Raw genomic sequence first — 24,717 nt, 5'->3', positions numbered from 1 at the left:
AGCGATTCATCAAAACGCCCCGACTTGTCGGGGCGTTTTGATTTGTATCAAGGCAAAAAGTTACCGATCCGGTAACAATGTTTTGCCTGAAACGCCCGTAATAGACGCCTTAAATGCGACTTTTGTAGCGGGTCGGGCTCAGCGCGAATTCTCTAGACTGCGCATCCAGCTTCCAGCCCGAGATAACCATCCATGTACCGTGATCGCATCCGCCTGCCTTCGTTGTTGAACAAAGTGATGAGCGCTGCCGAAGCAGCCTTGTTGATTGAAGACGGCATGACCGTCGGCATGAGCGGTTTCACCCGTGCCGGAGAAGCCAAGGCAGTGCCGCACGCTCTGGCCGAGCGCGCCAAGGTCACGCCGCTGAAAATCAGCCTCATGACCGGAGCAAGCCTGGGCAACGATTTGGACAAACAACTTACGGAAGCCGGCGTACTGGCACGACGCATGCCCTTCCAAGTCGACAGCACCCTGCGCAAGGCTATTAACGCAGGCGAAGTGATGTTCATCGACCAGCATCTTTCGGAAACCGTCGAACAGATGCGTAACGCCCAGCTCAAGCTACCGGATATTGCCGTGATCGAAGCGGTAGCGATCACCGAGCAAGGTCATATCGTGCCGACCACGTCGGTGGGTAACTCCGCCAGCTTTGCAATTTTTGCCAAGCAGGTGATTGTCGAGATCAACCTTGCCCACAACCCGGACCTGGAAGGCTTGCACGACATTTATATACCGAGCTACCGCCCGACTCGCCTGCCGATCCCCTTAGTGAAGGTTGACGACCGAATCGGCAGCACGGCCATCCCGATCCCGCCGGAAAAGATCGCCGCCATTGTCATCACCCAACAGGCAGACTCCCCTTCCACGGTCTTGCCGCCCGACGAAGACACCCAGGCCATTGCCGACCATCTGATCAGCTTCTTCAAGCAAGAAGTCGCCGCTGGGCGCATGACCAACAAGCTTGGCCCCCTGCAGGCCGGCATCGGCAACATTGCCAACGCGGTGATGTGCGGATTGATCGATTCCCCGTTCGAAGAGCTGACCATGTATTCCGAGGTGTTGCAGGATTCCACCTTCGACCTCATCGACGCCGGCAAGCTAAGTTTCGCTTCCGGAAGCTCCATAACCTTGTCGGCTCGGCGCAACAGTGATGTCTTTGGGAATCTGGCGAAATACAAGGACAAATTGGTCCTGCGTCCGCAGGAAATATCCAACCATCCCGAGGTGGTGCGACGCCTGGGCATCATCGGCATCAACACGGCGCTGGAGTTCGACCTGTACGGCAATGTCAACTCGACCCATGTATGTGGCACGCGGATGATGAATGGCATCGGTGGTTCGGGGGATTTCGCCCGGAACGCACACCTGGCTATTTTCGTGACCAAATCCATCGCCAAGGGCGGCGCGATTTCCAGCGTCGTGCCGATGGTCAGCCACGTGGACCATACCGAGCATGATGTCGACATTCTGGTGACCGAGATTGGCCTGGCTGATTTGCGGGGCCTGGCGCCACGGGAGCGGGCGCGAGCCGTCATCGACAACTGCGTGCATCCGTCCTATCGCCAAGCGCTGAGCGACTACTTCGAAGCGGCGTGTGCCTTGGGCGGGCATACGCCGCATATCCTGCGCGACGCACTCAGCTGGCACATTAACCTGGAAGCAACCGGGCGCATGCTCGCGGTTTGACACAGCTGGATCACCGTTGCAGCAAATACAGTTTTGAGAAGCCAGGCGCCAAGCTCAAGAACCAACAAAAACTGTACTGCTGTACTGGTGATTTCCTACACCCTTTTCCCACAAAACGTACCGACACCTTAATAAATGCACCAAATGAGTGCCAATAGGTACAGTTGCATCGATATCGACCAGTACACCACTCTTTAACAGTTAACTGGTCTCTCACAATACAGATGAACTGTATCTACTGAGTCTGGCCAAACGGGAGGATCATGGGCACCAGTTAAACCACTACCTAATCCCGCCACAAGCGGAAGGATGTCAACCATGGAACGTACACTCAGTTCCGAGCTGTTTTTCGAAGACAAAGCTGAAAAAAACCAGGCTTCCCTGCCTCTTCGCGTTATCGCTAACCTGATGCTGTGGCAGCGCCGCATCGCCAGCCGCCATCAACTGGCTCGTCTGGATTCGCGCCTGCTGGCAGACGCCGGTATCAGCGAAGCACAGCGCTACGAAGAGCTGAGCAAGCCGTTCTGGCGCTAACTCAGCGTCGCTGGCCCTGACCCACCGGGTCCACCGCCAGCACCGAATTGAAAAAACAAGACCCGTCGCGGGAAACCGCGACGGGTCTTGTCGTTTCCGGGCTCGATTCATCAGATTCGCCGAACAATAACAGTTATGCACCAATCTAAATTTTACCAGTACAGTTCATAATGAACGCTTATCACTGCCACTGCGGAGCTGTAAGCAAATCCGTTCTGTCCTACTATTGATGCAAACGTGGCGAAGCGAGTCGAGCATGCGTCTCCTCTTCCAGCTACACGCACCGCCATCACATCATCCAAGGAGTTCCATCATGTCCCGTCTTCGCCTGCTCAGCGCCGTTGCACTGTTCGCCGTGGCCGCCCATTCGAACGCCAGCAGCTTTATCGTGACCACCGATTCCATCGTCGGCGCACTCAAGGCCACGTCCGACGTAACCTCCGACGCGACCTCATCACTGCGTGACAATAAAATCGTCCAAGCCGCACGTGACGACGCCGCCAGCTTCGTAGCCAGCGAAGGCGCCATCCGTGGTGTGAAGCTGGAGAGCGCGTTGGATTACATCCGCCAGCAGGCCCCGCAACTCAACGCCACCGATGCGCAGTTGGCCCAGGCCATCCTGGTAATCTGATGCAACATGAAACATCGGGCACCCAAGGGTGTACCGATGTTTCAGCACTGGCTCTGGCCCGCAGGTTTGCGCTAGCCTTCAAGCTCGCCAACCATCGTCGAGTCCCATGCGTTATTACTTAAAACTCTACAGTGCCTTTTTCCTCGCAATTGCTTGCTGGTCTGTTCCGGCCCATGCCTTCGATGTGTCCACCCAGCAGGTGGTAGCCAGCGGCTACGCCACGAGCCTGGTGACTTCCGCGCCCTTTGACAATAAACGGGTCGCAGCCGCTCGTGATGACGCTGCCGCATTCATTGCCAGTGATGGACAATTGCGAGGGGCACAGTTGGAGTCGGCCTTGGACTACCTGCGCCGGAGCCAGCCGAAACTTCACGCCAGCGACCTTGAACTGGCACAGGCAATTCTCGTCCAATAGCTATCTTTAATTTTCCGGAGTCGTTCCATGCGTAGCCCGCTGATTGCTGCCGCCCTTGGCCTGTTGGTATTGGCCGATGTGGCCCAGGCACATACCCTGGTAGCCACCAGTAACATCATCGTTCGCGCCTCCCAGCGTTCGATTGATTTCACGTCCGATACCACCACATCCATCCGTGACTCAAAAATTGTCCGCGAAGCCCACGATGACGCTGCCAGCTTCGTCGCCAGCAATGGCGAGATTCGTGGCGCTCATCTCGAAGCGGCCTTCGAGACATTGCGTACCCGCGTACCGGAAGCCCGCGACGCCAGTGACCAGGTTCTCGCCGAAGCTATCCTCGCATTGTGAGACGGCTCGCCGCCTGGCTGACAGCCGGGGTCGTGCTGCTCCTGAGCGGCACCGCCCAGGCCGGCCTCCAGCTACATCTCAATAGCGACGGCTTGAGCCCGGCACAACAGCAGGCCAGCCAGGCATTGCTCGATGAAGCCATGCAGGCTTTGCCACCACGCTTCATCGAGCGACTCGACCGGCGCATCGATGTCGGCTGGACCGACCAGATGCCTGCCAACGCTTACGGCCAGGCCTCATTGGTCTCACAGCTGGATCTCAACCGGAACCTGCTGGACAGCCTCACCGATGGCAGCGCCGCCAAGCAAAAGACCTCGCGCCCCCACGGTACCGTGCGGCGCGAAATGCTCGCCACCGTCCTACACGAACTGACCCATATCTATGACCGCTCGCGCCTCTGGCCAAATGCCGAACGTGCGCTGATCCAACGCTGTACTCGACGTAACAGCAGCGCCGGGTTGATCGGCCTCCCAGATGATTGCCGGGGCCAGAACGATCGTCGTTTCACGCTCAGTGATGATCCGCGCCTGCTCGACCTCGCCGGCTGGCCGCAATACGTTGGCCGTCGCGGTGAACGAGAGCAGCACAATCGCCAGGTTGCCCGCAGCCCGGACCTCTACGAGACGAGCAGCCCCAAGGAGTTCGTCGCGGTCAACATGGAGTATTTCCTCCTGGACCCGAGCTACGCCTGTCGCCGGCCCGCGCTGTATCGCTATTACCGTGAGCACTTCGGCTGGGCGCCCGCCGTCAAAGACACTTGCGCCACCTCGTTCGCCTTCCTCAATGCCGGCAACGACTTTGCCAAGACGCCACTGGGCAAGGTCGATCCGGAACGCGTATACGCCATCGATTACCTGTTGGCCGAAGCCAACCAGAACTGGGTAAGCCGTTGGGGTCATAGCATGCTTCGCCTGGTGATCTGTGCACCGGGCCGGCCACGTGGACCCGACTGCCGACTGGATCTGGACCAGCATCTGGTGCTGTCGTACCGCGCCTTCGTCGGCGACGTACAGCTATCGAGCTGGGACGGTCTTGTAGGCAAATACCCGTCCCGCCTGTTTGTGCTGCCGCTCGCCCAGGTCATCGACGAATACACCAAGACCGAACTGCGCAGCCTGGCGTCCGTACCGCTGAACCTGTCGCGCACCGAGATCGAAGAAACCGTTGAACATGCCGCCGAAATGCATTGGAGCTATGACGGCAACTATTACTTCCTGTCCAATAATTGCGCGGTGGAAAGCTTGAAGCTGTTGCGCAGCGGCAGTAACAACGAACAGCTCAAGGGCCTGGACAGCATATTGCCCAATGGCTTGCTGGAAGTGCTCAAGGGCCGTGGCCTGGCCGACACCAGCGTGCTGGACGATCCCAAGGAGGCCCTGCGCCTGGGTTACCGCTTCGACTCATTCCGCGAACGCTACCAGGCCATGTTCGACGTGCTGAAAAAGCGCCTGCCGATCCAGCAACAAACCGTTGAAGACTGGCTGGCGCTGGACGCCGCCGAACGCCGCGCCTGGTTTGGACAGGCCGACCTGCGCACCAGTGCGGCACTGCTGCTGTTGGAACAAGCCAGTTTCCGCAGGCAGTTGCTACTGGCCCAGGATGAAGTCAAGCAGCGGTATCTTGGCGCCCGTGAGCTTCAGAACGGCGGCATGGAGCGAGCTAACGCGACGTTGCAACAGATCCTCGCCAACAGCGGCTTCCTGAGCCGTCCTGCCGAACTGCTGGGCAGCAGCGGCTACGGATTGCCACAACCCAGCGAATGGCAGCGACTGGAATCGGAAAGCAGCCTGCGCCAGAAACAGCTTCAAACGCTGACCGGCGAGTTGGATAAGGAAGTCAGGGCATTGCTTGAACCGAGCCGCGCCGCTGAAATTGCGGCGAGCGAGGCCAATGTGAAGCAAATCGGCGAACATCTGCGCGAGCTGCATAAGGCCGGAGCCGGATTGGAATTGCCCTGACGGCATTTTTCAAGCAACAACAAAAAGGGGTTCGGAACCTGGTTCCGAACCCCTTTTGCATTGCTGCGACCTGAATCAGCGATCAGCCAAGACGCGCCTTACGTACGCCATCGGCCAAGGCCGCGCACAAGCTCAGCACGCCATCAATCGCCTGTTCCGCCGTATCGGCGCTGGCGATATGGTCGATCAACGCCGAGCCGACCACAACGCCGTCGGCCAACCGCGCGATGGCGGCAGCCTGCTCCGGCGTACGAATGCCGAAGCCAATGCTGATCGGCAGGTCTGTATGCCGACGCAAGCGCGCCACGGCCTCTTCTACATGCTCCAGCGTCGCGGCACCGGCACCGGTCACACCCGCCACCGATACGTAGTAGACAAAACCCGAGCTACCGTTGAGCACAGTCGGCAAACGCACATCATCGGTGGTTGGCGTTGTCAGGCGGATGAAATCCAGTCCGGCAGCCTGGGCCGGCTCGCACAGTTCACCGTTGTGCTCAGGTGGCATGTCCACCACGATCAGGCCATCGACACCGCTATCCAGCGCTTCGCCAATGAAACGCTGCACGCCATAACGATGGATCGGGTTGAAATACCCCATCAGCACCAGCGGCGTCTCGGTATTGTCCTTGCGGAACTCACGGACCATCTGCAGGGTTTTCGCCAGGTTCTGCTGGGCGCCCAAGGCACGGATGTTCGCCAACTGAATCGCCGGGCCGTCGGCCATCGGATCAGTGAACGGCATGCCCAACTCAATGACATCGGCGCCGGCGGCAGGCAGGCCCTTGAGAATCGCCAGCGACGTGTCGTAATCCGGATCACCGGCAGTGACAAACGTCACCAGGGCGGCACGGTTCTGTTGCTTGAGTTCGGCAAAGCGGGTTTGCAGGCGGCTCATCAGTGTTTCTCCTGCTGGGACTGTTCCATGTGGTGCATCACGGTTTGCATGTCTTTATCGCCACGACCAGACAGGTTGACCACCATCAGGTGATCCTTGGGCAGGTTTGGCGCACGCTTGAACACTTCGGCCAAGGCATGGGCACTTTCCAAGGCAGGAATAATCCCTTCCAGGCGGCAGCACTTATGGAACGCTTCCAACGCCTCAGCGTCGGTGACCGAGGTGTATTGCACGCGGCCAATGTCATGCAACCAGGCGTGTTCCGGGCCGATGCCAGGGTAATCGAGGCCGGCGGAGATCGAATGAGCGTCGATGATCTGGCCGTCTTCATCCTGCAACAAGAACGTACGGTTACCGTGCAATACGCCTGGAACGCCGCCGTTCAAGCTCGCCGCGTGCTTGCCGGTCTCGATGCCGTAACCCGCCGCTTCAACGCCGATGATTTCGACGCTCTTGTCATCCAGGAACGGATGGAACAGGCCCATGGCATTGGAGCCACCGCCGATGCACGCCACCAGGCTGTCCGGTAGGCGACCTTCCTGGACTTGCAGCTGATCGCGGGTTTCCTTGCCGATCACGGCTTGGAAGTCACGGACCATCGCTGGATAAGGGTGCGGGCCAGCTACGGTGCCGATCAGGTAGAACGTGCTGTCGACGTTGGTGACCCAATCGCGCAGCGCCTCGTTCATCGCATCTTTGAGCGTGCCGGTACCGGCGACCACCGGAATGACTTCCGCGCCAAGCAGCTTCATCCGAAACACGTTGGCCTGCTGGCGTTCGATGTCGGTGGTGCCCATGTAGATCACGCAGTCCAGGCCGAACCGAGCGGCCACGGTAGCAGTGGCAACGCCGTGCATGCCGGCGCCGGTCTCGGCGATGATGCGTTTCTTGCCCATGCGCCGCGCCAGCAGGATCTGGCCGATGCAATTGTTGATCTTGTGCGCGCCGGTGTGATTCAGCTCTTCACGCTTGAGGTAGATCTTCGCGCCACCGCAGTACTCCGTCAGGCGCTCGGCGAAATAAAGCGGGCTCGGACGACCGACATAGTCTCGTTGGAAGTAGGCCAATTCCTCGATGAACGCAGGATCTTCCTTCGCCACTTCGTATTCACGGGCCAGATCGAGGATCAGCGGCATCAGCGTTTCCGCGACATAACGGCCGCCGAACGCGCCAAACAGGCCGTTGGCATCGGGACCGCTGCGCAGGTTGAAGGGGGTCGTAGGCTGGGTCATCGGGCGCTCCAGGCGAATGCGTAGAAAGACAATGAGGCCACTCTACCCCTGACATACCTGCGTGAAAACCGATAAGATCGCCGCAACCTGTCAGGAAAACTCACAAATACCATGCGCCATGACCTTCCTCCGCTAAACGCCCTGCGTGCCTTCGAGGCCACTGCTCGCCTGAACAGCGTAAGCCAGGCGGCGGAACAGCTGCACGTCACCCATGGCGCCGTCAGCCGCCAGCTCAAGGTGCTGGAAGATCACTTGGGAATCAGCCTGTTCATCAAGGACGGGCGTGGCTTGAAACTCACAGATGCAGGACTGCGATTGCGCGACGCCAGCGCCGACGCGTTCGAGCGCCTGCGCACCGTTTGCGCGGAGCTGACGCAAAGCACAGCGGACGCCCCGTTCGTGTTGGGCTGCTCGGGAAGTTTGTTGGCGCGCTGGTTCATTCCGCGCCTGGGCCGGCTCAATGCCGATCTGCCTGACTTGCGCCTGCACCTGTCCGCTGGTGAGGGCGACCTTGACCCGAGGCGTCCAGGACTGGATGCCCTGCTGGTATTCGCCGAACCGCCGTGGCCGGCCGACATGCAAGTTTACGAACTGGCCAGCGAGCGGATCGGGCCGGTGATGAGCCCTCGTTATGGGGGCTTCACCCGTTTGCGCGATGCCCCCGCCAGCGCGCTGCTGGGCGAACAGCTGTTGCACACCACCTCACGCCCCCAGGCCTGGCCAACCTGGGCGCAACAAAACGCCCTTGAGCCCCAGGCGTTGAAGTTCGGGCAAGGCTTCGAGCATTTATATTATTTACTGGAGGCGGCCGTGGCCGGGCTTGGTGTGGCGATTGCCCCCGAGCCCTTGGTGACCGAGGACCTGCGTGCTGGTCGCCTGGTCGCGCCGTGGGGTTTCAGCGAAACCCCGGCACGACTGGCGTTATGGCTGCCCAAGCGCGCCGCGGACGGGCGCGCCCGGCAATTGGCGCAATGGCTCAGGCATGAGCTGAACCCTTCGGACTAGTCGCCGCGCTTGCACAACAAATAAGCGGCCAGCAGACCCAACGCGCCAACGGCGACGCCGGCCGTGGTCCAAGGGTGTTCCTGAGCGTAGTCGCGCGTGGCGATCCCGGTTTCACGGGTTTTCACCTTGACCTCTTCATACGCATCGCTGAGCAGATGCCGGGAGTGCTTCAGTGCATTTTCGGCATTTGCCTTGAGCGACTTGAGGGTTCTACGCGACTCGTCCGAAGCGTCGTCCTTCAGGCTTTCCAACGACTTGAGCAGACTCTCGATCTCCGCTTCCATGCTTTGCAACGAGGCTTTGCGTAACGAAGTGCTGGCCATGGTGGCTCTCTCCTGCAGTGGTTGAGTAGCGTGTGTGGATTGGGACTGCGGCCGTTTGGGAAAGTGCAGTAAATCTGAACTTTCCAAGCGTAGACGGCGCCACATGTAAGGCGAAAAATCGCTGCTAGGCTGTTAAAGACAACCAAGGAGAACGTCATGAGTGATCACCACACGTACAAGAAAGTCGAGCTGGTCGGCTCGTCTCCCACCAGCATTGAAGACGCAATCAACAACGCCCTGGCCGAGGCCAGCAAAAGCCTCAAGCACCTGGAATGGTTCGAAGTCACGGAAACCCGCGGCCATATCGAAAATGGCCGGGCCGCGCACTTTCAGGTGACCATCAAGGTCGGATTCCGAATCGCCAATAGCTGAGCGCTTTGAACTTGCACGCTGGCGGAGTGCCATAGGGAATGGCGATGCGCTATGGCTGTCGCATCACGTCTGTACGAAACCTCCCTATTTGATCCGACCAAGGAGTGCGAGCGATGAAGAAATTGATGGTGGCCCTGGGTTTGCTGAGCCTTGCGGGTACGGCGTTAGCGGCCGGCAAGCCGTGCGAGGAGCTGAAAAACGAAATCGCAGCGAAGATCGACGCAAAAGGCGCTTCGGGTTATTCGCTGGAGATTGTCGATAAAGGCGCAGCGGCTGACGGAGAAGTTGTCGGCACCTGTGAAGGCGGTTCGAAAGAAATCGTCTACAACCGCGGCTGATAGCGCGTTCAGATCAAAGCCGACGCATCGCGTCGGCTTTTTACTGGTCGCGATTCAGCCTTTCATCACTTGCGCCAGCAGTTCATAAGAGCGCAAGCGGTCGGCGTGCTCGTACAAATCGCTGGTGAAAATCAACTCATCGGCCTGGGTCTGCTCGATCAACACTTCGAGCTTGGCGCGGATTTTCTGCGGGCCACCGATCATGGCCAGGCCAAGGAAATCACCTACCGCTTCCTTCTCATGGGGCAGCCATAGACCATTCATGGTGTCGACCGGCGGGCGCTGCACCAGGCTCTGGCCGCGCATCAACGCCAGGATACGCTGGTACACCGAAGTCGCCAGGTAATCGGCCTGCTCGTCCGTGTCCGCCGCCACCAAAGGGACGCCGAGCATCACATACGGCTTGTCGAGCACGGCCGACGGCTGGAAGTGGTTGCGATACACACGAATCGCCTCGTGCATGAACCGCGGTGCGAAATGGGAGGCGAACGCGTAGGGCAAACCGCGCTCACCGGCCAACTGCGCACTGAACAGGCTCGAACCCAACAGCCACACCGGTACGTTGGTGCCCGTGCCCGGCATGGCGATGATGCGTTGGTCCGGCGTACGCGGCCCGAGATAGCGCATCAGTTCGGCCACGTCATCGGGAAAATCATCGGCGCTGCCGGAGCGCTCACGTCGCAATGCACGGGCCGTCATCTGGTCGGAACCAGGCGCTCGCCCCAACCCAAGGTCAATCCGACCCGGAAACAGACTTTCCAGCGTGCCGAACTGTTCGGCGATTACCAACGGCGCATGGTTCGGCAGCATCACCCCGCCGGAGCCGACGCGGATGCTCGACGTGCCCCCCGCCAGGTAGCCCAGCAATACCGCCGTCGCGGAGCTGGCGATGCCGTCCATGTTGTGGTGTTCCGCCACCCAGAATCGGGTGTAGCCGTACTTTTCCACGTGCTGCGCCAAATCCAGGGAGTTGCGCAAGGATTGGGCGGCGTTGCCGTCGGCGCGGACAGGCACAAGGTCGAGGGTTGAAAATTTAACTTCGGACAGCTGTTTCATGGGCCGGCATCTCCAACGGCGTACGAGCTTTCCTGTGGGCGAAAGCCTGCCGTTTCTCTAGGTGTGTCCTATGAATGTGGGCATATACCCGAGTTTCAATAGTAGCGAAGAATTTTCCTACTAAATTGGTCGACTAATCGACCGGGTGAACTTTATCCACCGGTCTATCCTCACAATCCTGGCACTGAAAAATACCCAGGCGCGAACCCTCGCGCCGGATCATGAGGAGGCACACATGGCTATCGTCAAGAAAGCATCGGCTCACTGGGAAGGTGACCTGAAGAGCGGCATCGGCTCCATCTCCACGGAAACCGGCGTGTTGCGCGAAGCGCCCTATGGTTTCAAGGCACGTTTCGAAGGCGGCAAGGGCACCAACCCTGAAGAATTGATCGGTGCGGCCCATGCGGGCTGCTTCTCCATGGCGTTTTCGATGATCCTCGGCGACGCCGGGCTCAAGGCAGACAGCATCGACACCAACGCCGAAGTGACCCTGGACCAGGTCGATGGCGGCTTCGCGATCACCGCAATCAAGCTGATCCTCAAAGCCAAGATTCCCGGCGCCAGCCAGGAGCAATTCGAAGAGCTGAGCAACAAGGCCAAGGAAGGTTGCCCGGTTTCCAAGGTGCTCAACGCCAAGATCACCCTGGACGCGACCCTGGTGAGTTGACCAACCGAGAAGATCGCAGCCCCTCAAAGGCTGCGATCTTCTTGAGCCGCGAGCTATTTACCCGAAAGCAATTATGATCGAATGCAGGTCTGCAGTTTCAGCGCACAGGCGTGCGCGCTGTATTGAGGAATCCGAGCATGAAACGTTTGACCCTGGCAGTCATCGGTTGCGCATTGACCACAACGGCCCTCGCAGCACCCAAGCCCTGCGAAGAACTGAAAGCCGAAATCGAAGCGAAGATCCAGGCTAATAACGTGGCGTCCTATACCTTGGAAATCGTCACCAATGACGAAGTCCATGACCAGAACATGGTGGTGGGCAGTTGCGAGTACGGCACCAAGAAAATCATCTATCAGAAGAACGACCGCTAGGCAGCGCTACGGAACGCAATTGACTTGTCGATCTTCTGCGACGATTTCACGCTTGGCGTTATAGAGCCGGGCGCTGGCGGAAAACGCCAGATTGCGCCCTTCCAAGCGATAACGCTGGCCGGCTTCGAAATGGTCGTAACGTACGAGCATGTAGCACAGTCGTTCCTGAGGAGCACCCTGCATGCCCAGCCCACCGCCGGCAAAAACCTCAAAATCGAAGCGCACCTTCAGTTCATGGCTGCCCGGTGAAACCTGGAAGAATCGTCCGTCAGAGGATTTTTGACCATCCAGGCTTTCGGCCATCAGCAGCTTGCCACCCGGCATCGGCGTGGCCAGATCGATCCACGCCATGTTCGGATCGACTTGCGGTAACGGGCTCGAAGCACAACCGCTCATGGCAACAAGGCCCAGCAACAATATGTATTTGCGCATGGTGAATATCCTGGAGTCAGGTCCTGAGCATAGCGCTTATCAGCTTTGCTGGCAGCCGGCTGGTGTGCCTTGGCCCACCACCTTGCGCTGCTGGTTGTAAAGCTTCGCCCAAGGGCGGAATCCGATGCTGCCAGCCTGCAATTGGTAGCGCTGGCCCGCGTTGAAATCCTTGAATTTCACGTTCAACCGGCAATCACGCCACAGCGGCTCGGCATCCGGGCCGATGTTGCCCGGCTCCACGGCAAACTGATAACGCACCGTCAGCTCATGGCTACCCGGTTGAACCTCGAAATAACGTCGGTCGATGGATTCCTTGTCATCGACTTCCAGCGCTTGCAAAGCCGTGTCCTGATGGTTTCCCAGGTCAACCCACGCCTGGGAGGGATCAGGATCAGGCAAACCGGCACAGCCAGTCAGCAGCAATAGGCCACTTGTCAGCATCAACACGCGCATAGCGAAGCTCCGGGCAAGCGAGATAGTCTTTGGGCAGACTTCCCAGGGTGATTCCAAATTGATCAGGCAGCGTTCAAGCCATCGGTTACTCGACCGTGTTTTGCGGATTTTGTTTCCAGCCCTCCTGCTTTTGTTACTCAACGGTTGCACAAGCGCTGGCTACTACAGCCAGCTCGCCAGCGGACAAGTACGACTGCTGCAAGCCCGCGAGCCAATCGACCGCGTCATTGCCGACCCCACCCGCGACCCGAAACTGCGCGCTCACCTGGCCCAGGCCCGCAAGGCCCGCGAGTTCGCCAGCAAACAACTGCACCTGCCCGATAACAAAAGCTATCGCCTGTACGCCGACATAGGTCGCCCCTTCGTCGTCTGGAACGTCTTCGCCACCCCGGAATTCTCCCTGGCCCCGCAAACCCATTGCTTTCCCATCGCCGGTTGCGTGGCCTATCGCGGCTATTACAGCCAGGGCGCCGCCCGAGGCGAGGCCGCGTTGCAGCAGTTGCAGGGCATGGATGTGTCGATTGGCGGCGTGGAGGCCTACTCGACGCTGGGCTGGTTCAACGACCCGATCCTGAGTTCGATGCTGCACTGGGGCGACGAGCGCCTGGCGACGCTGATCTTTCATGAACTGGCGCACCAACGCGTCTACGTGAAGGACGACACGGCATTCAACGAATCCTTCGCCACCTTCGTCGAACAGGAAGGCACCCGCCAATGGCGCGCCCATCGCGGGCTGGCGCCGGAAAACGGCAACCGGTTGCGCCAGCGCGACCAGTTCATCCAACTGATCCTCGACACCCGCCAACGCCTGGAAACCCTCTACGCCGAGCCTCTGCCGGCCGAGCAGATGCGCCAGCGCAAGGCCGCGGAATTCGAACGCCTGCGCGCCGACTACGAACGCATGCGCGATAGCCAATGGAACGGCGACAAACGCTACGACGCCTGGGTCTATGCGCCACTGAACAACGCCCGGCTATTGCCCTTCGGCCTGTATGACCAATGGGTGCCGGCGTTTGCGGCGTTGTTCAAGCGTGGGGGCGGGAGTTGGATGGCGTTTTATAGCGCGGTTGAACAGCTCGGCCGGTTGCCCGGCGATGAGCGCAAAGCCGCCTTGGAGGCATTGGCTGCCCCCAAAACCGCGAACGATTGAACAGGCCTCATCGCGAGCAAGCGCCCGCGCCAACCTTCAAAGCACCGCAGCTCCCCCTGTGGGAGCGAGCTTGCTCGCGATAGCGGCCTATCAAACAACGCCTATCCAACTGAACGACAAACCCAACAGCCCCTCACCGCCAAAAAGCTCCACCCGCCCATGCGTCCCGCAACCGCGCGGCACTGATGTTGCGGCGACTCGGATCGAAGGCCAACGCCTCGCGCAACGTCACCCAGCAACGCCGGGGCAGGTTTCTCGGTGCCTTGAGCTGGCGCTCCATCCCGGTATCGCGGGCCTGGTTCGAAGGTAAACGTTGGTACGGATGTTTGCCGCACGCGAGTTCGTACAGCACGCAAGCCAGGCTGTAGAGATCGGCGGGCGCGGAGAGCGTTGCGCCCTCAAGCAATTCGGGGGCGGCGTAGCCTGGGGTCCAGGCGTTGAGGCGTTGGCGATTCAGAAAGGCCAACTCTTTCAAAGCCCCCTTTTCGGCCAGGCCAAGGCCGAAATCAAACAAGCGCACACCCTCTTCGCCCAACATGACATTGCTTGGCTTGATATCGCCATGCAACACGCCCCGTTCATGGGCGTAGGCGATGGCGTCCAGCAGCGGCACGGCTATCGTTTTCAGTTCAGGCCAAGGCAAACCGAGGGGGCGCTCACAAAGCAGCTTGTCCAGCGTCGAGCCGCGCAGCAACTCCATGGTGATGAACGCACGCCGGTGAGCGGCATCCACCTCAAAGGTGTAGGGCCGTAGAACGTTTGGATGAAGCAAACGCCTGGTCAACGCGAATTCGCTGTAAAGCAGCACGCTGGCGTCGGGGGACTCCTCAAACGCCTCGCCGAGCATCTTCAGCGCAATGTAGGGGTCCGGATCGCCGAATTGTTCATGAAGCAAGTCTCGGGCGCGATAAACGACGCCCATCCCACCGGCTCCGAGCAAGCGCTCCAGGTAATAGCGACCCGCAAGTATTTTCGGCACTTTTGCGTCACGAGAAATCTGCAGCGTTGGCTCAAGACGGCTCAAGCGCAAATCACCACGGCGGTCAGGTTATCCCGCGCAGCGCCATTCAGGACCTCTTCAAAAAGACATTCCACCACCCGGCTCGGGGACGGCAAGCCCATGGCATCGCCAAGCGTTTTGCTGCCGAGATCCTGATACAGGCCGTCGGTGCACAACAAAAACTTGTCGCCACGCTGAACATCCAGCTCGAGTACTTCCAAATTCAATTCTTTCGAAGCACCTATCGCGCGGGTCAGCGCCTTGGCGGCGGGGTGAGCATTTGCCTGGTCGAGACTGAGACGGCCCTCAACGACCCACTGCTGGCGCAGCGAGTGGTCCCGCGACAGTTGATACAGCCGCTGACGACGCCATAGATAACAGCGACTGTCGCCCGCCCAGACACAAGCGGCGCGACGACCTTCCAGCAATAACGCCACCACCGTGCTGCCCATGATGCCAAGCGGATTTGCCGCATTGACGGTCAGCTCCTGGCTCAACCGCCGGTTGGTCCAACGCAGGCACTGGCGCACGGCGTTCAAGTGCGCGTCAAAGTTTCCGTACAGGGGTAGATCGGCCAGATTGGCGACGATCAGTTGGCTGGCGATATCGCCACCCGAGTGACCGCCCATTCCGTCAGCCACTGCCCATAACCCCCGTTTCGGGCATTCCAGGAAAGCATCCTCGTTTCGTTGACGAACCTTGCCAATGTCCGTTCGCGCGGCACTGCGCCAGACGCTGACGTGATGCATCAGAGCTGTGCCGGCATTTTGAATGTGCGCAGCACCTTCATATCAAAAGGGTTTGGCGTGCGCTGGCTCGTCAATAGGTAGTTAGCCCGCAGCCCACCCAGATCAGCCTTGAGCACCCGCACATCACGGCCGCTCAGGTACTCGGCCTGCATCAAGTCGAGCAGCCGAAACAGCGACCACGGCCCGGTATTCTTTTCGATACCGACGCCCCGCCCACCGGCCATTCTGTCCAATACCAGGGAAGTCCGGCCGCCCTGGGCGTCAGTTGGCCAAGTGAAGGCCAGCGGCTGTATCGGCCCGTGGCGGTACTCCAGCGTCTTGTCGCCGAAACGAAATTCCGATCGACTCACGGCCGGGTCGAGCGTGTAGGGCTCAAGCTTGAATTGCACCTGTGGCTCGGCTGGGTTCTCGATGAAAAAACCCTGGCGGATCGTATGCGCCGCCGCCATTTGATCCAGGTAGGTCCTGGACATGGGCAAGCTCTGGCCATCGATGCTACGCAGGCGATAGTTTCCAGGAGTACCGCTGACGAAAGGACGCATATAACTGTCGAAGAATCGGTCGACGATGCCCTGATCCTTGAAGAACTCGCGAAAATCATTGATCGCCACGTCACTGGCACTGTGTGCGTTGAACGGATATCGCTTGCTGATTGCCTTGCGGTAAAAACCGTACAGATCGCCCTGGTAGCGCTGGTTGAGGTGACGGTAGGAATCGCTGAGTACGATTCGCCAGCTATCGTCGGCCAACCCGTTGAACCACCCGTCGAATGGGCGCGGCAAACGAGTCGACGCGCTACGCAGGCTTGCCAGCGCGTCTCGCTGGCCACCCATGCGGCGCTTTGCCAATTCGAATGCGGCCTGCTCCGGATCGCTGGCCCGGGCCAGCGTCGCCAACTGCGCCTGGGTGTCATCAAGAGCCCGCAGGGCGAAGGTCAGATCCGCAGAGGGGCTGTTGTCAGGTTCCAACAAGCGGTGCAACGGCTCGAAACGCCGTCGCAGGGATTTTTGCCCGGTATCCGGCAGTGCCATTGCCAACGAATCGGCGGCTTTTGCGGCGGCCGAAGCAAGTTGCGTAACGGCTTTTTCGCTGTTCCCAGGCGTTTGTGTTGACGTGTCCATGGGTTCGACCAGGCCTTGGATGCGAGTGTGCTCGCGCACCTGCACCAGCAATCGCAGAACCGGCGAATGAGCTGAAGTCAGTTCCCCCATCTGATCGGCCATCTCGCCTGTGTTGTGCGTTGTTTGCAGGGTCACCTGGCCAATCGCTTCGCTCCAGCGGTCGGCATAATCACGAAAATATAATTGCTCGAGCTCGACCAGGAGCTGGCGCATGTCTTTGCCGCTAAGGCTTGCACCTTCCCCCAGGATCCAATTGTCGCGCAGCAACCCGCTGATCAGTCTCGTGCCTTGAACTGAAAAATATTGCTCGAAACCTTGGCGAGTATAAAAACCTGGAATGACATGATCGGTGCCAGTCAATAAGGTCCCCTGTGGGCCAACGTGTTGGTCAAAGCTGTATTTCGGAAGGTGGCTCGCCTGCTCCCGCAGCATCCGATAAACGGCTGTCGCCAAGGATTCACTGCGCAGCGCTTCCCGCGCCTGGGCCACCAGCAGCGGCTTGATTTCCAGGATGAAAGGCTGCTCCAACAAACGTTCGAAATGGGCACTCAAGCCGCTCTGCATCGCCGTATTCCCGGGGTAGCGCAGGAACAAGTCGCGAGCGACCCAGTCCATGAGCCAGGGGCGATCGCGATGTTCAGGCTGGGCCAGCATCAGGTATGCGCGCAGGCTGTTGAGCAGATTCTCACGGTCACCCAAGTTACCGTGGATGTGCTCTTCCAACATCTGCGCAACCCGAGGTAGCAGCTGCGTCTTCAATTCGCGCTCATAGGCACCGAGCACCGCGGGACTGACCGTCTCCCCTTGGTACAGACCGATACGCTCGTACAGCGGCACCGCTTGGGCGGATGGAAAAACCTCTGTTGCCTTGAAACGGATATCAAGCGATTCGAGCATGGCGACGGGATCATCCTTTGCCACCGGCGCCGAACGGTGCTGGTCCCAACGTTGCGCCAACGTTCGCAGGTGTTCCAGGCGCTCGTGATTAGCCGAATAACCTTTTGCCCACAACAATCCGAGCAGCCCAAGGGTAGAGAGCGCGCCTAGGTAGATAGCATGCCGCCACCCAATAGGATGGTTTCGTGCACGCCGATCGGGGCCCGCCAAATCGGCCTCCGGGAAAATGACTCTGGTGAGCAGTTGATGGATGAACCGTCCGTTGGCACCTTTACGTGACTGCGAAACCTGTTCGCCTGCCAGGCGAGATGGCGCAGCAGCGCAAGTCAGATAAAAACCCCGCAGCGGACACGCCTCGCCCTTGAACGCCAGCTCGAACAGCAGGCACAGGTGAGGGCCGAGCTGCGCCAGTTGTTGTGGAAAATCCAGGATAAGGCCACGGCGTTCGCTGTCGCGCTCCTGATGCAAACGCAAGAGCAACTGGCTGTTGAGCCTCTGCAAGAGCGCCTCGAACTCGCCACGCAACATGGCCATGTCGCAACCGCGCGGAGCCCCACTGAAACTCGCGCCCAACACCTGATCGGCTTCCTCGCGGGTCAGCGAATCGAAAAACTCAGTGAGGCCAGGGATGCTGTCCGCCTTGCTGAGCACCAAGTAGATCGGCACGTTAGTGCGCAGTTGTCGTTGAACCTCCCGTAGGCGACCACGAATCTGGCCGGCCAGGTCGATGACCTCCTCTTCAGCCCCCCGCAACAGGATTTCGGTAGGTACGGTTATCAGCACACCATTGAGAGGTCGACCGCGTCGACCTCGACGCAGGAGTTCGAGCAAGACATGCCAGGCGCTACCATCCACGTCCTTATCCGTCTGGGTCAGGTAGCGTCCGGCGGTGTCCATCAATACCGCTTGATCGGAACAGTACCAGTCGCAATCACGGGTGCCTGCGCCATCGAACAAAGGCTTTCGCTCCGTTCCATCGAGCGCAAACTCCAGGCCCGAGCTATCCAGGAGGCTGGTCTTGCCGCTGGCAGCCGGGCCAATCAGCAAATACCACGGCAAGTCGTTGCGACAGCCTTTGCCGCGACGCCAATATGAGCCTGAGCACGTTTTCAACACCCGCTTGAAGCGCGAGCGAAGTTGTCGCCGCTCATCGTCGACCTTGGCCTGGGCAAGACCGCGAGACGGGTTCACATCGGGTTCACTGGATTTCTCCATCACCCCGGACCGCTCGTTGAAAAAAACCATACCCAGGCCCCACCCCAGGAACAGTAAGCTGATCGTCAACAGGCGTGCCGTCGGTGATGCCCAGAACTTGTGATCATCGATCGCCAGCAACGGCCCGAAAAACCAGACCAGTGCGCCTGTGCAAAGCGCGCATAACAACGTCCAGGCCCAAGTCTGGCGAAGACAGGCCCCCACTTTTCTGAAAAGCGATTTCATGACACGTCCCTGTTTACGGCAGCGGTTGAGCCACGATCGGCTCCAATGATTGATAGGGTTGCAGGATGTTTTCGCGCTGTTGATTCAATACCCAGGCAAAGCCCGCATACATCACGCCCAGGCAGACCAGAGTGAAAAACGCCACGGTCCAGGCAGGAACAACGCGCGCCGCACGGCGACGCGGGGCAACGAGACCTTCCCAATGGGGCGAAAATTGGCGCGGCGCATCGCCGCGTACCCGACGGATCGAGCGGTACAGCGCGTCGCGGATGCCGACGAGTTCAAGTCCTCCGCGCGCCTGCACCCGATACTTGCCCTCAAACCCCAAAGACAGGCACAGGTACAGCAGCTCCAGTACGTGCAAGTGCTTCACAGGGTCTTTAGACCAGCGATCAAGCAACTGAAAAACTTTCTCGCCGCCGAACGTTTCATTGTGAAACGTGCTGAGCAGGCTGATCTGTGACCAACCGTTCCCGTATCCCCACGACGTGACGACGACGGCTTCATCAAGGACCGTGCACAACACGTAGCGCGCGGCGACCAGCTCGCTTTGCTCGATGTTTGCCTCCAATGCCAGAGCTTCGAACTGCTTCAGCTCTGAAGTCAGCTCTTGCTTGAGGTCATTCAGGTCGGCGCGGTCGCGGCCCTGTTTGAGCGACACCATCTGGGCCAGCAACCCTGACGCTGCCGCCACGAGAGGATTGAGGCTGGTCACGAACCTTCTGGACCGTGGCTGGCGTGCGGCATAAATCATTCGATCTTCCAACTGTTCAATGCGAGGCGGCGCGACAGCATCGGTCAAAGGTCCCGAAGTCGGGCGCTGTCCGTGATGATCGAGCAAGACGGTCATATCGTCTCGAGGAATTGCCTTATCCATTTCAGTCAGTTCCTGATAGCCCAAAAATTCAACTCCAGCTCAGCGAATTCACCCGACACATGAAATGCAAAGCCTGCTGAACGTTTCACTTGAGCAAGATCCTCGACACTGGGTTCGAGGAGGAAATAGGTTTTGTTGGCATGGAACGCGATTTGCCTTGGCGCCACGGGCAGGGGCCTGATTTTGATGCCCGGCAAATGCAAATTGACCAGCTGGCGAATGCGTTCCACCGAACTGATCTTGAGATGCGAGGGCAAGCGATGACGCAGTTCTTCGCTGTCACACTGGGCGCTGGCGGCCAGTACGAACGAAGCCGAGTCCAGCAGCGAAAGGTCATGCACTGGCGAAACGCTGATTCCGTACTGGCGAGTCTGCAACTGCAGCTCAATGGCATGCTGCTCGAGCACCATCGACAGTGCCTGCCGGATTGCCTGCATCAGGCTACGAAAGCACGCGCCAAGATCGCTGTGTTGGTAGCGGTGATCGAACGAAGGGCGCTTGCTGTCCGTCGAGTAGGTCGCCAGGTCACCGAGCAGAGAAAGCAGCGTTCGATAGAGGGTTTCAGGGTGCACCTGCTCCAGGTCCAGATCGTGACGCAGCAACGATTCGGTACGGTTGATCAACTGCAGCATCATGAAATCGCCGACTTGCACCGCACCCGCTTTCCCGTTGGAGCGAATGCGTTCGGCGAGGCTTTCGCCCCGATGGCCAAGCATGCCAATGACTTCCTTGACGCACGACAGCAGGTAGCCGGATGACTTGGCCTGGATGAACGCGGGCACGAAATCCGCGTTGAGCCTGATCGCACCATCAGGCGTGGTATCAAGGACTTCGCACACTTTCAATTTGACGAAAACCTGATCGCCCTGTTGCTCGCCCAGCTACAGGCGTACATCCGGTCGGCCACAGCTGATCTGGCTGCTGAAAGCGTCTGCGGCGTTGGAGTCAGTCACCTGCGTTTCATAGATGATATAGCGCGCCAGCACGTCGGCTTGCTCGGGACGACGAGATTCCACCCGATTGCCGGTCACGAGCGGCAGGGCCAGATAAATCGGCGTGTTGCGGGTGCCAGTCGGCACTTCGAGGACCATTGGTTCGGCATTACCGTCCAATTCGAAGAAGCTGCCGTCTGGCAAGACACCCGAGGCCCAGTTGACTATCAGCCGGCCCATGTTCAGAAATTGCGGATCGATTTCCAGCGTGAGGAAGCCCCAGGCATAACCCCCAGACAATCGTGTTCGCAGCTTGAGCTGATGATCGAAGTATCGATCGTTGTGCTGCAGGTGTTGCGGGCGCAGCAGCATCCCTTCCTGCCAGATGACCTTATCGTGGCTCATTGGTCGTCCGCCCTGGCACGGCTTTCGGGATGGATGGCGATGCCGTCTTGATCAAGCATCAGGTTCGCTTCGGTCACACCTGCCGCAGCGACGGGAAGCGTATGGCGCCACTGTGTCCTGGGCAGGTCACGGTACGCCGCAAGCACCCCGACGTAACGACCGCCCCCTGCGATGTCGAGCCTGAGCGTGACCGTTTCGCCTGGGCGCAACTCCAACTCTTCGCTGGTGACCAAGTCAGGCGCCAATGACTCCCTGGCACGGTCATAGAGGCTGAAGAAATCGGCGTTTTCAAAGGCCACCGGATGCGTGAGCTCGAACAGGCGCACCACGACCGGGGACGGTCGACCGTTGAGGTCCGGGTTGAGCTGATCACTGGCTGTGAGGGTGAGATTGAGTTTGGTCATCGTTGAAAACGGCGACAGGCTGGCGCAGCCGGCCATCGACGTCGTAACCGCAAACGCCAACGCCAGCGTCTTGAAAAGAAACAGGGTGCTGCCAGACATGTACGTCATCCATGAAGGTCGTTTTGCAGAGTGGAAACCAGGCGGACCTGTTCTTCGTATGCCTTGGCGAAATCCCGGGCCAGCAGGCGTTCTACCCAGTCATCGTTTTCGCACAGCGCCTGGTGATAACGACCGAATGCGCGCCAAAGGCCGCCTGACGTCCTGATGAGAGGGCGTTGCTCGCGCTCCATCCGCAACACCAATTGGCGAGGCGAAAAATGCTCCAGCACCCCGCGCATCGTCGCGCGGCTGGCGGCGAGCAAGGCCACTTGATGGGCCCGAAGATCATCAAATGAGCGGGCGATGGCCTCGCTGGCCGACAATTGGAATGGCACGCCTGGCTGCAACAACACCGGCAGGGCGTCATCGGTGTACTTCAATGGATTTTTCCGAGGCCCTTGGAAAAAGGTCTGGGCCAGGCGCAGCTCGTTCTTCAACTCGGAACGAGTACGCAGACTCTGTTGCAAGCCATCAACGCTTTGCTTGAGCAACAGGGCTACGTTGACCGCCAAAGCTTCGCGGGCCTCGTCGTCCAGATCACCGAGGTCCATGCCCAGCGAATTACCGAAACGTAGCCAGAAATCTTCGCGTGCTGACTCGCAGGGTTCGGGCGTCAGGAGAGGCTCCGGCTGGTTATCCGCTTCGACCAGCTCCGGAAGTCGCAGGTTTTCCATATCGATACGCACATGGTCCGAACGTCCCGAGCCGTAAGCGGGCATACCGGAGGGGTCGATCAACCCATCTATTTCTGAAAACACACGCTCCTGCTGATCGAGGCCTATCAGCGGATCGAGCCCCACGAACGCGTTGTCCGGAATGAAATTGCCGGTCGACACCGAACGGCTGGCCTCTGAAGTACCGTTACCCGAACGCACCATCAACCGCGCCAGGAGCTCGCATTCGCCCATGACGTAGATATCTCCATCCCTGATGGGCACCCGCTCGCCTTTGGGCAAACGGGTACCGTTTTTGCGGTGGAATACGCCATTGCCGCTGATGTCGGTGAGAAAAAACATGCCTCCCTGGAAACTCACCCGTGCATGACGCTTGGACAAGAGGCGCTCGTTATCCGGGATAGCCCAGTCACACTCTTCGCCTCGCCCAATTACACCGCCCGCCGTCCCGAAAACTTTCCGGCACGGGTTCGGACTGACTAATTGCCCGGCATCCAACCTTTCGAAAATGACTTCCACCGATGTTCCTCCTTGCGATCACTTACCGCGATTTACCGCTTGCGGGTCACCTAAAGGGCGATAAGTGCTGTCGTTGAATTTGTAGTTTCCATTGCAGCCACCGAGGCCGAACAACACGACAACGGTCAGCAGGAAGATTTGCCAAGGGAGAGCAGGCATTCGAAGTGTCCTGAAAATAAATGAGTCAGAAGAAGGGATAGGAATTAAAAGTTCGGGATCAGACTTCAGCGTCCTGGCGGCGAATATTCAGCCGACTCATCCGATACAACAGCGTGCGCAGCGGCAAGCCGAGCTCTCGAGCCGTCAGCGTCTGGTTACCGAAATTCTTGCGCAGGCAATCAATCACCAGGCTGCGTTCGATTTGCCCCATCCGTTCTCGCAGGCTTGCGCAACCTCGACCGGGTGGGTTTTCAATGTGCAGGGCGAAGTGCTCTACGAGTAGTTCGCCGCCTTCGCACAAGAGCACAGCCCTTTCAACAATGCCTTTGAGCTCACGTACGTTTCCGGGGAAATCGTAGGCAGCCAGGTGAGCCAGCGCCGCGTCGGACCAATTCACCAAGTCTCGTTGCAGTAGGACACAGGCCTTGTCGGCAAAATGCCTGGCCAGTTCGATGATGTCGGGACCACGCTGACGCAGCGCTGGCAATTGGATTGGAAACGGTGCGAGGCGGTAATACAGGTCTTCGCGAAACTTGCCTTCACTCATCAACAGCTTCAGGTCCCGATGGGTAGCGGCAATGATCCGAACATCGATTTTATGGGTGTGGTTAGAACCCAACGGACGAATCTCTCCCTCCTGCAAAACTCTTAACAGCTTGGCCTGGAGGGACAAGGGCATGTCACCGATTTCATCGAGCAACAATGTACCGTTGTCAGCCGCATCGAATAAGCCGATGCGGTCCCGATCGGCGCCGGTAAATGCTCCCTTGCGGTAACCGAACAGCTCGCTTTCCAGCAGATGTTCCGGAAGTGCTGCGCAGTTCTGGACGATGAACGCCTGCGCGCGACGTGGACCGAGATCATGGATGGCCCGGGCGACGACTTCCTTGCCGGTACCCGTCTCGCCATACAGCAAGACCGTATAAGGGCTGTTCACGACCTTGCTGATGAGTTGGCAAGTCTGGCGCATCGCCGCGCTCTTGCCGATAAGGCCAAGGCCGTTGGCGCTCGGCAGGTCAAGGGCGCCGGACTGGTCTCCTCCGGCGGGCCGGCGCCGGCGCTGCCGCAGGTGGATCTGGTTGAGCGCGAAGGCACCCAAAGAGCCGAGGGAATCAGCGAATCCCTGCAGGTCGATCTGCTGGGTGCTGGCGCAAACCAGCAACCCCTTGATTCCGTCTGCGGTGGTGAGCGGCACACAGAGCAGCGACTGCCACGGCGCAGCGCGGACCGGTAGGAAACAGGTATCGTGCAGGCTGTCGCTCAACGCACCAAGGCATACCGTACGGTTTTGGCGCAGGACGAATTGCAGCAGTTGCTCACCGTAATAATCGCAAGGTGAATTGTCGAGATCACGGAACTGCTGTAGGCCCTCCAGGCACTCGATACCCAACTCCAGACGACAGCGCGCGGTATCCAACAGATATAACTGCGCCAGTTCACAACCGCTGAGCCGCGCCGCGCCCTTGATGAAATCGCCGAGCAGGGTGGCATCGTCCGCCGCCCGCCAAAGGCTGGAAAACTGTTGGAGCAGCGCTTCGGCATAAGCCAACGGCTGAGGCAGATGGGTGAACAGTG

26 protein-coding genes and 1 pseudogene are annotated in these 24,717 nt (G+C 59.2%); 12 read left to right on the top strand and 15 right to left on the bottom strand.

Going from position 1 to position 24,717, the window contains the following annotated elements; genetic code table 11:
• Positions 1-192 precede the first annotated feature (192 nt).
• From J3P79_RS00860 to J3P79_RS00835, 6 genes are all read left to right on the top strand, one after another.
• Positions 193-1,686, top strand: coding sequence for an acetyl-CoA hydrolase/transferase family protein (locus J3P79_RS00860; RefSeq protein ID WP_434607415.1), 1,494 nt, complete (start codon positions 193-195; stop codon positions 1,684-1,686).
• Between the two features lie 318 nt (positions 1,687-2,004).
• Positions 2,005-2,220, top strand: a complete 216-nt coding sequence (locus J3P79_RS00855; protein ID WP_003187014.1) for a DUF1127 domain-containing protein — start codon at positions 2,005-2,007, stop codon at positions 2,218-2,220.
• Between the two features lie 313 nt (positions 2,221-2,533).
• On the top strand, positions 2,534-2,851 hold the full coding sequence (locus J3P79_RS00850; protein WP_039593374.1) for a DUF2388 domain-containing protein: 318 nt from the start codon (positions 2,534-2,536) through the stop codon (positions 2,849-2,851).
• A 106-nt stretch (positions 2,852-2,957) separates the two neighbouring features.
• The gene (locus J3P79_RS00845; RefSeq protein ID WP_434607414.1) at positions 2,958-3,266 is read left to right on the top strand and encodes a DUF2388 domain-containing protein; all 309 of its coding nucleotides are present in this window, start codon (positions 2,958-2,960) and stop codon (positions 3,264-3,266) included.
• 27 nt (positions 3,267-3,293) lie between these two features.
• Entirely contained in the window at positions 3,294-3,614 is a 321-nt protein-coding gene (locus J3P79_RS00840; RefSeq protein ID WP_039593376.1) for a DUF2388 domain-containing protein, read from the top strand.
• Complete coding sequence (locus tag J3P79_RS00835; RefSeq protein WP_434607412.1) at positions 3,611-5,572, top strand: DUF4105 domain-containing protein; 1,962 nt, start codon at positions 3,611-3,613, stop codon at positions 5,570-5,572. Before J3P79_RS00840 ends, J3P79_RS00835 begins: the two co-directional genes overlap by 4 nt.
• 82 nt (positions 5,573-5,654) lie before the next feature.
• Here the strand turns inward: J3P79_RS00835 and trpA are convergent, their stop codons facing one another.
• On the bottom strand, positions 5,655-6,467 hold the full coding sequence (gene trpA, locus J3P79_RS00830; RefSeq protein WP_434607411.1) for a tryptophan synthase subunit alpha: 813 nt from the start codon (positions 6,465-6,467) through the stop codon (positions 5,655-5,657).
• Complete coding sequence (gene trpB / locus J3P79_RS00825) at positions 6,467-7,699, bottom strand: tryptophan synthase subunit beta (RefSeq protein WP_434607410.1); 1,233 nt, start codon at positions 7,697-7,699, stop codon at positions 6,467-6,469. Before trpB ends, trpA begins: the two co-directional genes overlap by 1 nt.
• A gap of 111 nt (positions 7,700-7,810) precedes the next feature.
• Between trpB and J3P79_RS00820 the strand changes: the two genes are divergently transcribed.
• The gene (locus J3P79_RS00820) at positions 7,811-8,704 is read left to right on the top strand and encodes a LysR family transcriptional regulator (RefSeq protein ID WP_434607408.1); all 894 of its coding nucleotides are present in this window, start codon (positions 7,811-7,813) and stop codon (positions 8,702-8,704) included.
• Here J3P79_RS00820 and J3P79_RS00815 read toward each other — a convergent pair.
• A complete protein-coding gene (locus J3P79_RS00815) occupies positions 8,701-9,027 on the bottom strand; it encodes a DUF883 family protein (RefSeq protein ID WP_030139182.1) in 327 nt (108 codons plus the stop codon). The two genes, J3P79_RS00820 and J3P79_RS00815, sit on opposite strands and share 4 nt — an antisense overlap.
• A 156-nt stretch (positions 9,028-9,183) precedes the next feature.
• On the opposite strand from J3P79_RS00815, the gene J3P79_RS00810 reads away from it, so the two are divergent.
• The gene (locus tag J3P79_RS00810; RefSeq protein WP_003177209.1) at positions 9,184-9,399 is read left to right on the top strand and encodes a dodecin; all 216 of its coding nucleotides are present in this window, start codon (positions 9,184-9,186) and stop codon (positions 9,397-9,399) included.
• Positions 9,400-9,512: 113 nt separating this feature from the next.
• On the top strand, positions 9,513-9,737 hold the full coding sequence (locus J3P79_RS00805; protein ID WP_434607406.1) for a DUF1161 domain-containing protein: 225 nt from the start codon (positions 9,513-9,515) through the stop codon (positions 9,735-9,737).
• A gap of 54 nt (positions 9,738-9,791) precedes the next feature.
• Here J3P79_RS00805 and J3P79_RS00800 read toward each other — a convergent pair whose 3' ends face one another.
• A complete protein-coding gene (locus J3P79_RS00800) occupies positions 9,792-10,793 on the bottom strand; it encodes an LLM class flavin-dependent oxidoreductase (protein ID WP_434607404.1) in 1,002 nt (333 codons plus the stop codon).
• A 235-nt stretch (positions 10,794-11,028) separates the two neighbouring features.
• On the opposite strand from J3P79_RS00800, the gene J3P79_RS00795 reads away from it, so the two are divergent.
• Together J3P79_RS00795 and J3P79_RS00790 are read left to right on the top strand one after the other, a co-directional pair.
• A complete protein-coding gene (locus J3P79_RS00795) occupies positions 11,029-11,460 on the top strand; it encodes an OsmC family protein (protein ID WP_434607402.1) in 432 nt (143 codons plus the stop codon).
• 137 nt (positions 11,461-11,597) lie between these two features.
• Positions 11,598-11,831, top strand: a complete 234-nt coding sequence (locus J3P79_RS00790; RefSeq protein ID WP_434607400.1) for a DUF1161 domain-containing protein — start codon at positions 11,598-11,600, stop codon at positions 11,829-11,831.
• A 6-nt stretch (positions 11,832-11,837) separates the two neighbouring features.
• Here J3P79_RS00790 and J3P79_RS00785 read toward each other — a convergent pair whose 3' ends face one another.
• Together J3P79_RS00785 and J3P79_RS00780 are read right to left on the bottom strand one after the other, a co-directional pair.
• The gene (locus J3P79_RS00785; RefSeq protein WP_434607399.1) at positions 11,838-12,263 is read right to left on the bottom strand and encodes a hypothetical protein; all 426 of its coding nucleotides are present in this window, start codon (positions 12,261-12,263) and stop codon (positions 11,838-11,840) included.
• 39 nt (positions 12,264-12,302) lie between these two features.
• Complete coding sequence (locus J3P79_RS00780) at positions 12,303-12,716, bottom strand: hypothetical protein (protein WP_434607397.1); 414 nt, start codon at positions 12,714-12,716, stop codon at positions 12,303-12,305.
• 58 nt (positions 12,717-12,774) lie between these two features.
• Between J3P79_RS00780 and J3P79_RS00775 the strand changes: the two genes are divergently transcribed.
• Positions 12,775-13,866: an aminopeptidase gene (locus J3P79_RS00775; RefSeq protein WP_434607395.1), complete on the top strand. Its 1,092-nt coding sequence runs from the start codon at positions 12,775-12,777 to the stop codon at positions 13,864-13,866.
• A 133-nt stretch (positions 13,867-13,999) separates the two neighbouring features.
• Here J3P79_RS00775 and J3P79_RS00770 read toward each other — a convergent pair whose 3' ends face one another.
• The 9 genes and pseudogenes from J3P79_RS00770 to J3P79_RS00730 all read right to left on the bottom strand — a co-directional run bounded on the left by J3P79_RS00770 (position 14,000) and on the right by J3P79_RS00730 (position 24,715).
• A complete protein-coding gene (locus tag J3P79_RS00770) occupies positions 14,000-14,890 on the bottom strand; it encodes a serine/threonine-protein kinase (protein ID WP_434607393.1) in 891 nt (296 codons plus the stop codon).
• Entirely contained in the window at positions 14,887-15,615 is a 729-nt protein-coding gene (locus J3P79_RS00765) for a PP2C family protein-serine/threonine phosphatase (RefSeq protein WP_434607392.1), read from the bottom strand. Before J3P79_RS00765 ends, J3P79_RS00770 begins: the two co-directional genes overlap by 4 nt.
• Positions 15,615-19,073, bottom strand: a complete 3,459-nt coding sequence (tssM, locus tag J3P79_RS00760) for a type VI secretion system membrane subunit TssM (RefSeq protein WP_434607390.1) — start codon at positions 19,071-19,073, stop codon at positions 15,615-15,617. The genes J3P79_RS00765 and tssM overlap by 1 nt, the downstream gene beginning before the upstream one ends.
• A gap of 13 nt (positions 19,074-19,086) precedes the next feature.
• The gene (gene icmH, locus J3P79_RS00755; protein ID WP_434611630.1) at positions 19,087-19,950 is read right to left on the bottom strand and encodes a type IVB secretion system protein IcmH/DotU; all 864 of its coding nucleotides are present in this window, start codon (positions 19,948-19,950) and stop codon (positions 19,087-19,089) included.
• Between the two features lie 5 nt (positions 19,951-19,955).
• Positions 19,956-21,287, bottom strand: a pseudogene (tssK, locus tag J3P79_RS00750) (type VI secretion system baseplate subunit TssK).
• The gene (tssJ, locus tag J3P79_RS00745; RefSeq protein ID WP_434607389.1) at positions 21,284-21,790 is read right to left on the bottom strand and encodes a type VI secretion system lipoprotein TssJ; all 507 of its coding nucleotides are present in this window, start codon (positions 21,788-21,790) and stop codon (positions 21,284-21,286) included. The pseudogene tssK and the gene tssJ overlap by 4 nt, the downstream one beginning before the upstream one ends.
• A 5-nt stretch (positions 21,791-21,795) precedes the next feature.
• Complete coding sequence (gene tagH, locus J3P79_RS00740) at positions 21,796-22,983, bottom strand: type VI secretion system-associated FHA domain protein TagH (protein ID WP_434607387.1); 1,188 nt, start codon at positions 22,981-22,983, stop codon at positions 21,796-21,798.
• 18 nt (positions 22,984-23,001) lie between these two features.
• Positions 23,002-23,142, bottom strand: a complete 141-nt coding sequence (locus tag J3P79_RS00735) for a type VI secretion protein (RefSeq protein WP_434607386.1) — start codon at positions 23,140-23,142, stop codon at positions 23,002-23,004.
• A 58-nt stretch (positions 23,143-23,200) separates the two neighbouring features.
• Positions 23,201-24,715, bottom strand: coding sequence for a sigma-54 interaction domain-containing protein (locus J3P79_RS00730; RefSeq protein ID WP_434611628.1), 1,515 nt, complete (start codon positions 24,713-24,715; stop codon positions 23,201-23,203).
• Positions 24,716-24,717: the final 2 nt, after the last annotated feature.

The organism is Pseudomonas sp. R1-7 (assembly GCF_051132105.1).
GTDB lineage: Bacteria > Pseudomonadota > Gammaproteobacteria > Pseudomonadales > Pseudomonadaceae > Aquipseudomonas.
The sequence above is the reverse complement of the archived record's forward strand: the minus strand, read 5'-3'. Positions and strand labels throughout refer to the sequence as shown.